The organism is Aliiroseovarius sp. CAU 1755 (assembly GCF_054482655.1).
The window spans coordinates 546,364-561,836 of the sequence record NZ_JBTLRH010000001.1 but is presented as its reverse complement, the minus strand read 5'-3'; the positions used below and the strand labels follow the sequence as shown (position 1 = coordinate 561,836).

The window sequence follows — 15,473 nt, the reverse complement described above, 5'->3', positions numbered from 1 at the left end:
GTTGTGACGTGACCACATTTGAAAAGAACTTCACGACAGAAGAATACCAGCGTCGTATCAGCAAGACGCGGGCCGCCATGTCGGCGCAGGGGCTGGACGCGATCTTTGTGTCCGACCCATCGAACATGTCTTGGTTGACTGGCTACGACGGGTGGTCGTTTTACGTCTTTCAGGGCGTGATCCTGACACACTCTGGCGACCCGGTCTGGTGGGGTCGGGAAATGGACGCCCAAGGCGCACGCAGGACGGTGTTCATGGAAGGCGACGACACAATCCGCGGTTATGACGACACCTTCGTGCAGAACCCCGAAAAGCACCCGATGACAGATCTCGCGACGCTTCTTTGCGACCTTGGCTTAGGTGCCGTGCAGATTGGTGTCGAGATGGACAACTACTACTATTCCGCCGCCGCACATGCTGCGCTTGTAAGTGGCTTGCCGAAGGCCACCTTCAGCGACGCCACTGGCCTTGTGAACTGGCAACGCGCTGTCAAATCTGAACGCGAGATTGAATATATGCGCCGTGCAGCCAATATCGTCGAGGCGATGCACGACCGTATTCTGGAGCTTGCCGAACCGGGGATGCGAAAGAACGACCTGATCGCCGAGATCTATGCCACCGGCATACGCGGCGCGCATGGCTTTTGGGGCGATTACCCGGCGATTGTGCCGATGGCGCCTTCAGGTCTTGATGCCACGGCGCCGCATCTGACATGGGACGACCGCCCGCTGGAACTGGGCGAAGCGACCTTCTTTGAAATCGCCGGCGCGCATCGGCGCTATCAATGCCCGCAGTCGCGCACGCTGTTTCTGGGCGAGGTGCCGCAAAAATACCGCGACGCTGAAGCCGCCGTATTGGACGCAATCGACGCTGGTCTGGCGCAGGCAAAGCCCGGCAATCAGGCGCAGGATATCGCGAACGCTTTCAACGCAACATTAAACAAGGCGGGTTTCGAAAAAGACAGCCGTTGCGGATACGCGATCGGCATCAGCTATCCACCGGATTGGGGCGAGCGGACAATCTCGTTCCGGCGCGGGGACACGACCGTGCTGGAACCTGGCATGACCTTCCATTTCATGCCTGCCCTCTGGCTGGACGATGGCGGGCTGGAAATCACCGAGCCGATTTTGATCACCGAAACGGGCCATGAATGCCTGTGCACCACGCCACGCGAACTTTGGGTGAAGCCATGAGCAAATCTCCGATCACGCCGACAATCCCGCTTGATGCACAAGGCGTTCTCCACGGATTCCTGCGGTTGCCACACAGCCGCGATGACAGCGCTTGGGGGTCAGTGATGGTGCCGATCACCGTCATTGCGAATGGTGACGGGCCAACCGCCTTGTTGACGGGTGCCAATCATGGCGACGAATACGAGGGACCGATCGCGTTGCAAGATCTGGCCGTTTCCTTGCGGCCAGAAGATATCCGGGGCCGCGTGATCATCTTGCCGATGATGAACATGCCTGCCTTTGCCGCAGGGTTGCGTTGTTCGCCCGTTGATGGCCGCAACATGAACCGCAGCTTTCCCGGCACGCCGGACGGCACCGTTACCCAGAAGATCTGTCATTTCATCGCAACCGAACTTGTCCCTATGGCGGATCTTGTGCTCGACTTTCATTCGGGCGGACGGACGTTGGATTTTCTACCTTTCGCAGCGGCGCATATCCTTGACGACAAGACGCAAGAGGCAGCATGCATGGCGGCGATGCAGGCCTTCAACGCCCCCTACAGTGTGCGGATGCTTGAGATCGACAATGTCGGCATGTTCGACACCGAGGTCGAGCGGCAGGGCAAAGTCTTCGTCACCACCGAATTGGGCGGCGCAGGCACGGCTACTGCGCAAAGCGTCTCGATCGCGCGCAAAGGCATCCGCAACCTGTTGATCCATGCTGACATTCTGTCCGGCACACCCGTGGTCGAGGCCACAATCCAGCTGGACATGCCCGATGATCGCTGCTTCGTTTTTTCCCAGGTGTCTGGCATGGTCGAATACCTCATCGAATTGGGCGACACGGTTGCGCAGGACCAGCCGATCGCCCGCGTGTGGTCCAGCGATCGAACCGGCGACCACCCCACAGCATGTCTGGCCAGCCGCGACGGCATCCTTGTGGCGCGTCATGTTCCGGGCCTGATTAAAACAGGCGACTTCGTAGGCTTGGTTGCGGTTCAGCTTTAGCCGACCCAAAGGGCAAACCGCCAAGTGCGTCACGGGCGCCCGCCGCCAAGGTCCTGTTTTGACAAGAACGAAAGCAATGTCGGGTCCGGGCTGTCGAAAAAGGCTTTGGGACTGGTCAGGAAAAAGCGGTTGAACGCGTGAATGAAATGCGCCTGATCATAGAACCCGCAATCCAGACAAATCTGGGTCAGTGTGCTTTCATCACCCGTCGTCACCAAGGCAATCGCCCGCTGAATTTGCATGATCCGCCGGAAATAGTTAGGTGGAACGCCGATATATTTCTTGAACCCGCGCGACAAATGTCTTGCCGAAACGCCAAGCTGCGCGGCAACCTCGCCTGCCATCATCCCGTCTGGGTCCGCTTCAATCATTTCTGTAGCCTGAGTGATATAGGTCGGCACGAAAAACGGCGCCTCAGTCCGGGCTGAAAGATAGTCTTCGATCCGCCTCAGAGTAGATTGCAGGTCAGGTCGCACGAACCTATCGGCCTGCGCACCGCCAAGCACCCAATTCAGCGCCTCCTCGCCCAAATCGACTGTCTTGCCAGAATAGCTGCCTGCGGGCTGCCCCAGCAGCGCAAACAGCCCGGTCGCGGTCATTTCGACAAGGACATGCATCAGGCGACCCTGATAGCGCACTTCGATGTCCTGGCAATGAATCTGTCCTGAGATATGCGCAACTCTGTCGCCAAACTCGGTCCGAACACCGTCAATGTCGGCACTGACCCGGCCATCCATAATCCAGCCAAGATAGCAATAACCTGTCGGCACGGGGCGAACCCTCACATCCAGCTCGTCCTCGCAATCTGCCACCATGAAACGCCTGACGAAGGGCCGCAGCCCGGCGGAAACCGGCAAAGGGCGATAGACAGAGCCTTGGTCGTTCTGCTGCATGGCCGAAATTTACAATCCCTTTGTTTGCCGGGTTGCTAGAACCCAGATTTTACACATCGCGCAAACAGCAGGAGTTCTTATTATGGTTGATTTCAGAACTTTTTTCTACTCTTTCGGAAACCACATCGAGAAGCGTCTGGCGAAAGCCTTGGTTTTGTCGCTCGCCTGCCTTTCAGCCGGTGCAGCCCAGGCCGCCGACGGAAAATCCTATCCAGGTAGCATTTGCAATCGGTGGACAGGACAAGCCGCCAATGAAGACTTTGCCGGCGACAATGCGTTGGGGATTTCCCAATTCGGCTTTATTGTGAACAAAAGCAGCACGAAGCGATTGCGCGTCATCTGTCCGCTCGCACGTGAACATCATGGCGCAAACTTCAAGTATGTTACGGCACAGGGAACGTTCGACCAGTGTCTGAACGGGGCCTGCACCAGTCCATCAGGGTGTCGTTTTCACGTCGTTAATGTGTCAGGAGACTCGGTTGCATCAGGGCATTTTCTTTTGAACCCGGCACAGCCCGTTCCCAATAGTGCCCAGCAGAACTTTCCAAGTGGGGGCACTGCGCATCGCGTGGATTTCCCGTCCGACTTATCTCAGGGCAGCACCTATACGCTGGTCTGCGCGCTCCAGCCCGGTCACCGGCTGACGCGGATCGAGCTGGTCGAGGATGCGGCTCAATGACGGGATGAAGTGCGGCGTTGGCACGCGGTTCACTGAATGCACAAACCATCCCCGCCGTCTTTGTCCTCAAGGGCGGCGGGTGTGGGTTTGATAAGCGAGGAAGCTCTGCGGACCAGACAAAGCCTGACCGACCAAACTGATGGCCTAAACCTATTACCTCATCAGCAAATTGAATTTGCACAACAGAGGTCGCTGCGCGGTATGATCTTGGCGATAGGACAAGGGGCCCGCGATGAAGATCGTCAGAACAGACAGCAATCTGCAAACACCACTTCTGGACCAGAAGCTAAGGGATGCGGGCCATGATCTGGTGCTTTTGCCGGATGGAGCATCTGAACCCGCCGTGGCAAGTGCTACCCGCGACGCCGATCTTTTGTTGATGTGCTACACCCCGATCACGCGCCGGATCATCGAAGGCGCGGTTCATCTGAAAGGGATCGTCAAATATGGCGTGGGGATCGACGCGATCGACATACCTGCAGCAATTGAACACCGCGTGCCTGTCGTCAATATTCCTGAATACGCAGAAGACACTGTGGCGGAAGGCGCCTTTGCCCTATTGATCGCGCTGGCTAAGAAACTGTGCGCGCTGAACACGCATATGACCGCCAAGGGATGGGCGTGGCCGGAACCCATTTGGTTAGGCTCTGACATCGCGGGCAAGACGGTCGGCGTTGTCGGGTTGGGCAAGATCGGGCGCAGCATGGCGCGCATGGCCGGGCTTGGGTTCCGCGCGAATGTTATTGCCTACAGCCCACATACCTCGGCTGAGGACATGGCCGAACTGGGTGTGACAAAGATCGACAACCTGCATGACCTGTTGGCGCAGAGCGATTTCGTGACCATCCATGCGGTTTTGAACGACGATACCCGCGGTATGATCGGCGCAGAGGAACTTCGCGCGATGAAGCCCTCGGCCTTCCTGATCAACGTGTCGCGTGGCGCGATTGTGGACGAGGCTGCCCTTGTCCAAGCGATCCGCGAGCGCTGGATCGCAGGGGCGGGGCTGGACGTGTTCAGCCAAGAACCCCTGACCCGCACCGGCCACCCAATGAGCGCGCTTTATGACCACCCCAACGTCATCCTGTCACCGCATCTGACCTTCTATACCGAGGACGCGATGCAGCGGTTGGAGGAAGAAACACTCGCCCGCTGTCTTGAGGTATTGGAAGGGCGCGATGTGCTGATCAAATCCCACGACCCCCGTCTGCGCGCTCAAACCAAGGGCGTGGTTTTTGCCGATTAGGGCGCGGGCTAGCGCACCAGCCCGATGCAGATGATCCCGGCCCCGACCGCCGCCGCGGACAAAAGACGTCGTGCCCTTGGCCCTTCGCCGAACCAGAGCACCCCGATCAGGGCGGCAAAGATCACCGACGTTTCGCGCAGCGCGGACACGATGCCCAGCGGCGCGATGGTCTTGGCATAAAGCACCAGCGCATAGGCTGTGCCAGACACGACGCCCCCCATGAACCCGATCAGCAAAGTTCTGGGCGGTTGTGCGCGCAGCCGGTCCATACGGGATGGAAACAGGAACAGGACGATCAGGATTTTTGACAGGAACAGCCAGCCGATATAGCCCAACGCGTGGCCGGAGGTTCGCACTCCGAACCCGTCGACCAGTGTGTAGGCCACAACCGTGCCGCCAATCGCCAAGGCGGCCAGAAGCGCATTTCTGGACATGGCACTACCAAACGCGCCTTGGGCCAGAAACATGATCCCCGCCGAGACGCTGAAGATGCCAATCCATGCTTGAAGCGGAAGCGTTTCGCCGACCCAGAACTGCGCGCCCAAGGCGACAAGAACCGGGGCAAAGCCACGCGCCACGGGATAGATGAAGCTCAGATCGCCCAGACGATAGGCGACGTTCAGGAAGTAGAAATACAGCCAGTGGATCGCGATGGACGCGACCATAAAGGGCCATGCCGACGGGTCCGGGAAGGGCACGAACCCAATGAAGGTCAGGGCAAAGGCCACATGCCCCAAGGCAATCATGCCCAACATGATCACCCTGTCCCCTGCCCCTTTCACCAGCGCATTCCACAGCGCATGCAGGAAGGCCGCCGAGAGGACAATCAAGGCGACCTGAGCGGTCATGCCGCGTCTTTGATGGCCGTCACCACGATATCCAGCGCGCGGTCCAAATCGTCACGCGCGATGGTCAGGGGCGGCGACAGGGTCAACACGCAGCCTTGGCTGATCTTGAAGCTCAGACCGGCGTCCAGACAGGCGTAATAGATCCGTTCAGCCCGCGCGTTGCCGGGGGTTTTCAAGGTCCGATCCTCGACGATTTCAACGCCGAACATCAGGCCGCGACCGCGAATGTCCCCGACAATCGGGACATCTTGCAAACGATCCCGGAGCACTTGCATCGCGTGGGTGCCAAGCTCGGCGGATCGGGCGACCAATCCTTCTTCCTCAATGATCTCGATGGTGGTCAGGGCGGCGCGGGATGTAACCGGGTTCTTCTCGTGCGTGTAATGCCCGATGGCAAAGTCTCCGCAAACATCCAATTCTTTGCGAGCTACGCAAGCGGCAATCGGAAGAATGCCACCACCCAGCGCTTTGCCCATGGTGACGATGTCGGGGATGATCTCGTCATGTTCAAACGCGAACATTTTGCCCGTCTTGCCCAGCCCGGTCGGGATTTCATCCATGATCAGCAGCGCGCCGTGGCGGTTGCACGCCTCGCGCACAGATTTCCAGAAACCGGGGGGCGGAACATACGGCACCGCACGCATGGGTTCAGCGATCACCGCCGCCACATCGCCTTCGCGTTCCAACACATACTGGACCATCTTGGCGCAGGCCAATCCGCAGGTGTCAGGGCTTTCGTGATTGTATGGGCAGCGGTAGCAGGCGAAGGGTGCGACGTGCTCAGTGCCCGACAGAAGCGGCCCCGCGATGTGGCTGCGGAACGTCGCCTCGCCGCCCACGCTGGCCGCCCCCATACCTGCCCCATGAAACGCATCCCAGAACGAGATGGTCTTGAACCGCCCCGTCGCTGCGCGGGCGATTTTCAACGCCACCTCATTGGCGTCTGAACCGCCGGTGGTGAACAGAACCTTGCCCAGATCGCCGGGCGCAATCGCGGCCAGCTTCTCGGCCAACTCGACCGCTGGGTCATTGGTGAAGCGGCGCGGGGCAAAGGGCAGATCATCCAGTTGCGCCTTGATCGCAGCAATCAGCTTGGGGTGACCGTAACCGATGTGATGCACAGAATTTCCATGAAAATCCATGAACTTGCGACCATCTGCATCCTCGATCCAGATACCGTCCGCCTTGGCAATGGTGCTGACACACGGGCTGGAGAGGCTTTGGTGCATGAACGCCTTGGCGTCGCGTTTTAGAAGCGGAGCAGAGTTCGGGCCGATGGATTTCTTCAACCAAGACTGCCGGGCGTCTGACGTGTTGGATTCGCCTTCGGTGTGAACGATTTTCTTGGTCATGGTGCCTCAATTGAAAAAGGTGAGGCTCAGATATCTGAACCTCACAGTCAGGGAGGAAATATGAGCCGCGTCCCCTAGTTTGGCCAGGGCAGCGAATAGGTTTTCACGTTGGTAAAGAACTTCATCGCCTCGATCACGCCTTCCTTGACGGCGTTGCCGCTGTCCTTGATCCCGCCAAAAGGCGACATTTCGATACGGTAGCCGGGCTGTTCCCAGATGTTGCAAGTGCCGACATCCAAACCGTTGATATAGGCAATCGCGCGGTGCAGATCGTTGGTGCAAACACCCGATGACAGCCCGAATTGGGTCGAGTTCGAGATCGCCATAACCTCGTCATCATCATCCGGCACACGCACGATCGGGATGATTGGGCCGAAGGTTTCCTCCATCACCAATTCGCTGTCATGGGGCACGTGGTCCACCACGATGGGTGGCAGAAGCGCGCCGTCGCGTCCGGGGTGATACAGAATTTTCGCGCCGTCTTTTTCGGCCATGAACACACGTTTTTCGAAAAGCTCTGCGGCCTGCGCATGGATCACGCAGCCCAGTTCCGTTTTGGGGTCTTGTGGATCGCCGAACTTGATTGCCTTGGCCTTAGCCAGCACCAGCGGAACAAACCTGTCGGCGACGCTTTCCTGCACAAGAATACGTTTGATGGCTGTGCAGCGTTGCCCGGAATTTCCTGTGGCCCCCGCCACCGCGATGGTCGCAGCCTTGTCCAGATCGGCGTCGTTCAGATCGTTGCAGACGATCAACGGATCGTTGCCGCCAAGCTCCAGCGCCTGCCGTTTGTAGGCCGCCTTTTCGGCGATCATCTTGCCCACCGGCACACCACCCGTGAAGGTAATGATGTCGATATTTTCATTGACGATCATCTCTTCCCCGATGTCCTGCGGCCAGCCGGTGACGACCTGAAACATCTCGGGCGGCAGTCCCGCCTCATAGAGGATATCGGCCAGCGCAATCGCGGTCAGGGGCGTCAGTTCGGTCGGCTTGCACACCATGCAGTTGTTGGTCGCAATCGACGGGGCAATCTTGTGGCTGACCATGTTGAGCGGATGGTTGAACGGTGTGATCGCACTGATCGCTTTCACCGGTTCGCGCTTGGTGAAAATCTTGCGTTCTTTGCCGTTATGGGTCAGGTCGCACGAGAAAATCTCGCCGTCATCATTCATCGCCTGCTGGGCGGCAAATTGATACACATCCTGCGCGCGCTTGGTCTCGTAAATGGCGTGCTGGTGGCAGATGCCAAGCTCCAACGTCAGCCATTTGGCCAGAAATTCACGCCGCTCGCCGATCAATTCGCCTGCCCGCTGCAGGATTTGCGACCGTTCATAGCGTGACAATTTCGATTTGTAGTTCGCGGCAATCTCGAATGCCTTACGCGCGTGTTCGGCTTGGCCTGCGGGGACCGTTCCGATCACCTCATCGGTATATGGATACTTCACCGGGACGACATCGTCGGTGAACACGATCTCGCCCCCTATGCGCATCCCTTCGTGTCGAATATCGTCTTTGCTCATCACGTCATCCTTCATATCAAAGCGCCGCAGCTTCGGTGGCATAGAAGAACGCGTCAAAGTTCCGCAAGACGGGACGTTCCGGCAGGGGCAGAACGCGGTTGCAGATGAACGGCACCTCTTGCTCGGTCAGACCACCGTGGCTGCGCAAGGGTTCGTTCAACGCCGCCAGATCGTGGCGGTGCTCAGACGTGCCAATGCAGATGTTTTCACCTGACACCAATACCACGTCGCCAATCCGGTCGCCGGGCAGTTCAAAGCGCGCAACCGCTTCGGCCTTGGTCAGCACATCGGTGATCCCGTTGGTTGCGCGCAGCTTGGCCATGATGTCATCATGGTCCGCGCCATCAGGCAGATAGGCGGTGGCAAAAGAGCCAAGCGCGCCGTGGTGCACAACATAGGGGTCGGTGATCGGCAGGATCAGACGCGCGGCGGCTTCACCCAGCCAACCATCCAGCAGGTCCTGCACATACACGACCGAGGGCGAACCATCGGCGTGGTGCTTGGGTTTCATGCCATGATCAGCGGTCACGACGATGGCCGCACCCATCGCGTCAAGTTCGGTTAGGTATTTGTCGAACATCTCGTAAAACGCCTTGGCCTCGGCCTGATCGGGGGCATATTTGTGTTGCACATAATCCGTGGTGGTCAGATACATCACGTCCGGCTTCCATTCGCGCAGAAGCTTCACGCCGGCGGCAAACACAAACTCGGAAAGCTCGGCTGAATAGACCTCTGGCTGGGCCATACCCAGCCATGTGCTGGCCGCGTCCTGACCATGTTCGGCTTGGGTGGAGGTGTCAGACTTCTCGGCCGAGAAGCATTTCGCGCGATCCTCGTCGAACTTCAGACCAGCTCCCAGCAAAGCGCGTAGTTTGTCCTTCGCCGTCACAATTGCAACCCGTGCGCCCGCCTCGTAGAACTGCGAAAAGATCGTCGGCGCGCGCAAGAAGCGCACGTCGTTCATCATCACCTCTTCGCCGGTTTCCGGCTCGTAAAGATAGTTGCCGCAAATCCCGTGCACGACCGGCGGACGCCCGGTGGCAATAGACAAGTTGTTGGGATTGGTGAAGGACGGAATGACCGAATGCGCCAGCCGGTCGGTGCCGGTTTCGCGCATACGTTTCAGGGTCGGCATCAAGCCATCGGCAATCGCCTTGTCCAGATATTCCGGCTCGCAGCCATCAAGGCAAATCGCAATCGCACAGGTTTTCGGAGCAGGATAGGCACGCCCGTTTGCAACGACGGGGGATTGAATGGTCATTAAGTCTTTCCTTCGTATTCAGGCAGCCAGCTTGGCGCGTTCTTCAAGTGCAATTGCAGGAGGTGCCGCGCTTTCTACGCCCATCTCGTCCAACGATTCCTTCGCGGCAGTTACAACCTGCCGCATGACGTTTTCATCCATCTGACCGATGCAGCCGACGCGGAAACTGTCGACAACCGTTAGTTTGCCCGGATAGATGATGAACCCCTTGTCTTTCATAAGCTCATAGAAGTGGTCAAAGACGAAGTTTTCATCCGCCGGGCAGAAGAAGGTCACGATGATGGGCGAAAGCCAGCGATCTTTCAGCAGGGTTTCGAACCCAAGTTCGCGCATGCCGTCGACCATCACGTCGCGGTTGCGCGTGTAACGCCCGCCACGACCGGCGACACCGCCCTCGGCCTCGTGGCCGCGCAGAGCTTCAAGGAAAGCTGCAACGACATGGGTGGGCGGAGTGAACCGCCATTGTCCGGTCTTGTTCATATGTGCCCATTGCGCGTGGACATCCAGGCTCAGCGAATGGCTATTACCTTTGGCGGCTTCCAGCTCGGATTTACGGGCAATGATGAAGCCAAAGCCCGGCACACCTTCGATGCATTTGTTGGCAGAGGACACCATCGCCTCGTATCGGATATCCGCGACCTTCAATTCGATCGCCCCAAAGGCGGACATCGAGTCGACCAGCAGCTTCCGTCCGGCAGCGTATGTTGCTTCCGAGATTTCCTCGACTGGATTCAGAATACCAGAACTGGTTTCGCAGTGAATGGCGACGACATGGGTGATCGCGGGGTCATCGGCCAGGATCTGCGCGACCTCATCACCGCGCGGCGGAAGATAGTCACCCTTGTTCAGCACGATATGCTCGCGCCCAAGATACTCCAGCGTCTGCGCAGACCGCATCCCATAAGCACCGTTTGCCAGCACCAGCGCCTTACCGTCACGCGGAATGAAGGACGCCAACATGGCCTCGACCGAGAACGATCCGCTGCCCTGCATCGGCACGCAATCGAAGTCATCAGAGCCTTCGCCCAGCAGCGCCAACAGGCGCGTGCGCATATCGCTGGTCATGGCGCGAAAGTCATCATCCCAGCTGCCCCAGTCGCGCAACATCGCCTCTTTGACGGCATAAGACGTGGTCAGCGGACCGGGTGTCAGAAGATAGGGTTCGCCCAGACGTGGCGGTTCGATTTGCAGATCAGGAGCCTTCATTCTTCATCTCCGAAAGTGTCTTTCAAGAACACCATTGCAGGAAGCTTATCCATATGTGAAATTGCAATTAACAATCAAAACATAGGCTGTGCTTATGCTTGAAAAACGGACCTGAAGCATGCGCCACAGTCAGCTGAAAGCTTTTCACCACGTTGCCCTTCTGGGTGGTTTTTCGCGCGCTGCGGAAGCCTTGCTTTTGACCCAACCGGCCATTTCCGAACAGGTCAGAAAGCTAGAGCAACACCACGATACGCTGCTGTTTCATCGCGAGCGCAAACGCATCCGGTTGACCGAAGAAGGCGAGCACCTGTTCAGGTTCACCAAACAATATTTCGAGATTGAACAGCAGATCGAGGAATACATGTCCTCGACCAGTGCCGCTGTTGAAGGCGAGCTGCGTATCATCGCTGACAGCGCCCACCACATCACTGATTTTCTTGGCAAATTTCGAGCGCATTACCCCAATGTCACGGTGACGCTGCGCACCGGCAACACCGAAGACATCCTTGACGATCTCAGGGCGTATAACGCCGAGATTGGGATCGTGGGCAGCCTGTCTCCGGGCAAGGATATGGAAGCTTTGACCCTTGGTGAAACTGAAATCACCGCCTTTGCAGCACGCAAAATGGCCCTATCGAATAAGAAACCCCTGACACTGAAAGACCTGACGGAGATGCCGTTGATCTTCAGAGAGGTTGGGTCAAAAACGCGACAGAAGCTGGAAGACGCGGCCAGGAAGCAGGGCCTGACTCTGCGGCCTGCCATCGTAGCAGAGGGCCGCGAGGCCGTGCGCGAGGTCGTGGCCTCGGGCGCAGGGATCGGATTTGTGTCTCAGGCAGAATATGGCCATGACGACCGGTTGAAACGGATCCCGCTCAGCGATGTCGATATCACGATGAGCGAAGCACTTGTGCATCTGGTGCAACGGCGCGATGTCAAAGTGATCCGCACCTTCATGGATCTGGCGCGTAATGCGCTTTTGGAAAAAGAAAAGCGCACCGGATCGTGACCCGGTGCGCTTTTTCGCGGCTTGTCAGGTCACGCTCAACGCGTTCGCCACGCTTGCGTTCTGACCAGCACACCTTTTGAAACCAGCAGGTGAATGATCCGCGCAACCGCGTTGGTATAGAAGATCATCATCCCCATCGCGGCAGCCGGGGCAATGTCGCCCGCATCATCCATGTTCAGCACCGCGATGGAGGCCAACGAGGTCTTGGGCGAATACAAAAACACCACCGCAGACACCGTCGTCATCGCATTGACGAACAGATAGATCGAGATGTCCAAAACCGACGGCAAGCAGACTGGCACAGTGACCCGGCTGAACAGCTTCATCGTGGGCTGCTTCAGCGACGCGGAGACCGATTCAAACTCGCGGTCCATCTGCTTCAATGCCGTGACGGCCGTCAGGTGCGACACCGTATAAAAGTGCGTCACCGAACAGATCACAAGGATCGCCATCGTGCCGTAGATCGCATTCAGCGGGTTGGACGGACTGTTGAAGAAGAAGATGTAAGCCAAGCCCAGCACCATCCCCGGAATGGCCATCGGCAACATGGCGAACATCTGAAAGAGCGCGCGGCCAGTTCTGAACCCGTTGGTCTTCTCGACCAGATAGGCTCCGAAAAACACGATCGCGGTGCCGAAGACGGCCGTGAACAGGCCCAGTTTGATCGAATTGTAGTAAGACGCCCAGCCGCCGCCATCCATCTTGTCGAACTGATAGTTGTTGAGGCTCAGGCTAAGATCATAGGGCCAGAATTTGATCAGGGCGGCGTATTGGCAGATCGCCAGAATGCCGACGATGAACAGGCCGACGAATGCGCAATAGATGAACGATATCATATCTGTGCGCTGGTTGGGTTGCGGCTGATAAGGGACAGACCGCGCCGACAACAACGCCACCTGCTTCGACTGCACCAATCGGTCGATGGCGAACGCAAAGATGGCCGGGATGACGAGCACCACGGACACCACTGCGCCCATCTCGAAATTCTGTTGGCCGATCACCTGTTTGTAGATGTCCACCGCCAGCACGTTGAACTGACCGCCGATCACCTTTGGCAGTCCGAAGTCGGTGATCACAAGGTTGAACACCACAAACGCCGCCGAGATCAGGCCATAGCGCGCGCCCGGAATGGTCACCGTCCAAAACGTGCGCCAGCGCGTGGCCCGCAGACTGGCGGCAGCTTCGTAAAGGCGCGCGTCCGAGATCGCCAGCGCGGTCGAGATGATCATGAACGCATGTGGGAACGTAAAGAATATGGATCCGATCACGATCCCAATCGGGCCATAAATGCTGGCCCCGAACAAAAGCTCTTTCGCGATACCTTGATTGCCGAACAGATAGACCAGCGCGATGCCGGGCAACAGCGACGGCACAAGGATCGGGGCCATGGCGATCAGCCGGAATACCCCCTTGTAACGCATACAGCTTCGGTTCAGCGCATAGGCGAACCAAAACGCCAAGGTCACGGTCACGATCGTGCTGATAACCGCAATCCACAGAGAGTTCTTGATCGAATTGAACAGCGCGGGTGTCGAGAAGTAGTTGATAAAGTTGTCGAACCCGGTCGCCTTGACAGGTCGCAACTGCACGCGGCGGAAGGTGTTGCTGTCAAGCGTTACCCAATCGGTTCCATCCTGCAGGGTCGATCCGACAAGAAAACGACCCTCGTCGCTTGTATTGCGGACCTGATACATGACCGGGCTGCGAAAGCTGAAATCGGGGAACAATCCGGTGACGGGCAAGCGACCATCGGACCCGGTGTTCAGGTCAGCCGGGTCAATCCCGCCGGTTTGCTGGTTCAGCACCTCTGCGTTCAGAATGGTTCCATCAAAGACACCCGCATCATCGCTGATCTGAAACTCGTATTGCGAAAGCTCGACGCGATAGGTCGAAAAGGACTTGGACAGCATCGCGTAAAGCGGCAAGGCCAGCGTGATAATAAGGTAAAGCGCGATCACCATCATGCCGCCGCGCATTAGGATGTCGTCGCGGCTCAGCTTGCCTTTGACGACCGGCCCAGCGGGCATCTGTGTTGCGTCTGTAATGCCGGCCATCAGCTTGCCTCCGGGCGGTCAAACGCCATCAGGCGATCTGTCGGAAGTTCAATAACCATCTGCCGGCCTTCACCAAGCCCGAGGCGTCGCACGGCATTGATCGAAAAATCGGCAATCAGTTCTGAGGCGCCGAACCGTTCGTTGCGCAAACGGCACCGCCAGAACGACCCAAGGAATTCCATTTCATGCAACAGCACGTCGATGCAATTGCGGTTGGGATCATCAGCATCATAGCCTTCTTCATGCGGTATGATGTCTTCGGGGCGGATCGCGGCAACGACGGGGGTGCCGTCGCTGAAGCTGTGCTCGTGGCAGGCAAAGGTCTTTTCCCCGACGCTGAGCCGCCCGCCCTTGGTCACCATCGAGGTGATTTGGTTCATTTCGCCAATGAAGTCGGCAACGAACAAGTTGGCGGGTTCCCGGTAAATCTCGGTAGGGGATCCGACTTGTTCGATCACGCCATGGTTCATGACCACGATCCGGTCGGCCATCGCCAACGCCTCTTCCTGATCGTGCGTCACCATGACGGTGGTCACGCCCAGCTTGCGTTGAAGCTCCTTGATCTCGTGGCGCAGGTGAACGCGCACCTTGGCATCCAGTGCGGACAGCGGCTCATCCAGCAGCAATAGGCCAGGGTTGGTTGCAATCGCGCGCGCCAAAGCAATGCGCTGTTGTTGACCACCAGAAAGCTGTGCCGGGTATTTCTTTCCTTGTTCCGGCAGACCGACCAGATCAAGCAACTCGGCGACGCGGGCGGTAATCTCGGCTTTGCCGCGACCGGTGTTTTCCAGACCAAAGGCGATGTTCTTTTCGATCGTCAGGTTGGGAAACAACGCATACGACTGGAAGACAATACCGAAATCGCGCTCGGACGGCGGCAGGTTCGACACATCCTTTCCGCCCTGCATCACAGTGCCCTTGGTTTGCAGATCCAACCCGGCAATCGCACGCAGCAATGTGGTCTTGCCGCAGCCGGAAGGCCCGAGGAAGCAAACAAATTCGCCATTCTTGACCGCCAGTGTGATGTCTTTCAGTGCCAGAAAGGCACCAAAGGCTTTCCACAGGTTGTCAATGCTCAGATACGTTTCATCAGAAGCGTGGTGTTGTGTCACGGAGTGGATCCTTACCTCAACGGTTTTCACGTACAGGTGTGCCGACCGGCGTATGCCGGGTCTGTTCTGTTTGTTTCAAAGAAGGGAGCGCATTGGAGTGAGCGGGGGGCA

General features: G+C 57.9%; 13 protein-coding genes. 5 read left to right on the top strand and 8 right to left on the bottom strand.

Features of this window, described 5'->3' with window-relative positions; genetic code table 11:
• Positions 1–8: 8 nt before the first annotated feature.
• Positions 9–1,193, top strand: coding sequence for an ectoine hydrolase DoeA (doeA, locus tag ACXYMP_RS02715; protein ID WP_458904189.1), 1,185 nt, complete (start codon positions 9–11; stop codon positions 1,191–1,193).
• Positions 1,190–2,179 (top strand): N(2)-acetyl-L-2,4-diaminobutanoate deacetylase DoeB, encoded by a 990-nt coding sequence (gene doeB / locus ACXYMP_RS02710; RefSeq protein WP_458904187.1) that lies wholly within the window; start codon positions 1,190–1,192, stop codon positions 2,177–2,179. The genes doeA and doeB overlap by 4 nt, the downstream gene beginning before the upstream one ends.
• Positions 2,180–2,208: 29 nt before the next feature.
• Here doeB and ACXYMP_RS02705 read toward each other — a convergent pair whose 3' ends face one another.
• Positions 2,209–3,072: a helix-turn-helix domain-containing protein gene (locus tag ACXYMP_RS02705; RefSeq protein WP_298567280.1), complete on the bottom strand. Its 864-nt coding sequence runs from the start codon at positions 3,070–3,072 to the stop codon at positions 2,209–2,211.
• On the opposite strand from ACXYMP_RS02705, the gene ACXYMP_RS02700 reads away from it, so the two are divergent.
• Together ACXYMP_RS02700 and ACXYMP_RS02695 are read left to right on the top strand one after the other, a co-directional pair.
• Positions 3,071–3,751, top strand: coding sequence for a hypothetical protein (locus tag ACXYMP_RS02700; protein ID WP_458904184.1), 681 nt, complete (start codon positions 3,071–3,073; stop codon positions 3,749–3,751). The two genes, ACXYMP_RS02705 and ACXYMP_RS02700, sit on opposite strands and share 2 nt — an antisense overlap.
• A 232-nt stretch (positions 3,752–3,983) precedes the next feature.
• Positions 3,984–4,997: a C-terminal binding protein gene (locus ACXYMP_RS02695; protein WP_458904182.1), complete on the top strand. Its 1,014-nt coding sequence runs from the start codon at positions 3,984–3,986 to the stop codon at positions 4,995–4,997.
• 8 nt (positions 4,998–5,005) lie between these two features.
• Here the strand turns inward: ACXYMP_RS02695 and ACXYMP_RS02690 are convergent, their stop codons facing one another.
• From ACXYMP_RS02690 to ACXYMP_RS02670, 5 genes are all read right to left on the bottom strand, one after another.
• A complete protein-coding gene (locus ACXYMP_RS02690) occupies positions 5,006–5,845 on the bottom strand; it encodes an EamA family transporter (RefSeq protein ID WP_458904180.1) in 840 nt (279 codons plus the stop codon).
• Positions 5,842–7,197 (bottom strand): (R)-1-hydroxy-2-aminoethylphosphonate ammonia-lyase, encoded by a 1,356-nt coding sequence (pbfA, locus tag ACXYMP_RS02685; RefSeq protein WP_458904178.1) that lies wholly within the window; start codon positions 7,195–7,197, stop codon positions 5,842–5,844. The genes ACXYMP_RS02690 and pbfA overlap by 4 nt, the downstream gene beginning before the upstream one ends.
• A gap of 74 nt (positions 7,198–7,271) precedes the next feature.
• Entirely contained in the window at positions 7,272–8,720 is a 1,449-nt protein-coding gene (gene phnY, locus ACXYMP_RS02680) for a phosphonoacetaldehyde dehydrogenase (protein ID WP_298567267.1), read from the bottom strand.
• A 16-nt stretch (positions 8,721–8,736) separates the two neighbouring features.
• Positions 8,737–9,981, bottom strand: a complete 1,245-nt coding sequence (gene phnA, locus ACXYMP_RS02675; RefSeq protein WP_248366796.1) for a phosphonoacetate hydrolase — start codon at positions 9,979–9,981, stop codon at positions 8,737–8,739.
• 18 nt (positions 9,982–9,999) lie between these two features.
• Positions 10,000–11,187 (bottom strand): 2-aminoethylphosphonate--pyruvate transaminase, encoded by a 1,188-nt coding sequence (locus tag ACXYMP_RS02670; RefSeq protein WP_458904175.1) that lies wholly within the window; start codon positions 11,185–11,187, stop codon positions 10,000–10,002.
• A gap of 118 nt (positions 11,188–11,305) precedes the next feature.
• On the opposite strand from ACXYMP_RS02670, the gene ACXYMP_RS02665 reads away from it, so the two are divergent.
• The gene (locus tag ACXYMP_RS02665) at positions 11,306–12,196 is read left to right on the top strand and encodes a LysR substrate-binding domain-containing protein (RefSeq protein WP_298567258.1); all 891 of its coding nucleotides are present in this window, start codon (positions 11,306–11,308) and stop codon (positions 12,194–12,196) included.
• 35 nt (positions 12,197–12,231) lie between these two features.
• On the opposite strand, the gene ACXYMP_RS02660 is transcribed toward ACXYMP_RS02665, so the two are convergent.
• Together ACXYMP_RS02660 and ACXYMP_RS02655 are read right to left on the bottom strand one after the other, a co-directional pair.
• Positions 12,232–14,250 (bottom strand): putative 2-aminoethylphosphonate ABC transporter permease subunit, encoded by a 2,019-nt coding sequence (locus ACXYMP_RS02660; protein WP_458904173.1) that lies wholly within the window; start codon positions 14,248–14,250, stop codon positions 12,232–12,234.
• Positions 14,250–15,362, bottom strand: a complete 1,113-nt coding sequence (locus tag ACXYMP_RS02655; RefSeq protein ID WP_458904171.1) for a putative 2-aminoethylphosphonate ABC transporter ATP-binding protein — start codon at positions 15,360–15,362, stop codon at positions 14,250–14,252. The genes ACXYMP_RS02660 and ACXYMP_RS02655 overlap by 1 nt, the downstream gene beginning before the upstream one ends.
• Positions 15,363–15,473: the final 111 nt, after the last annotated feature.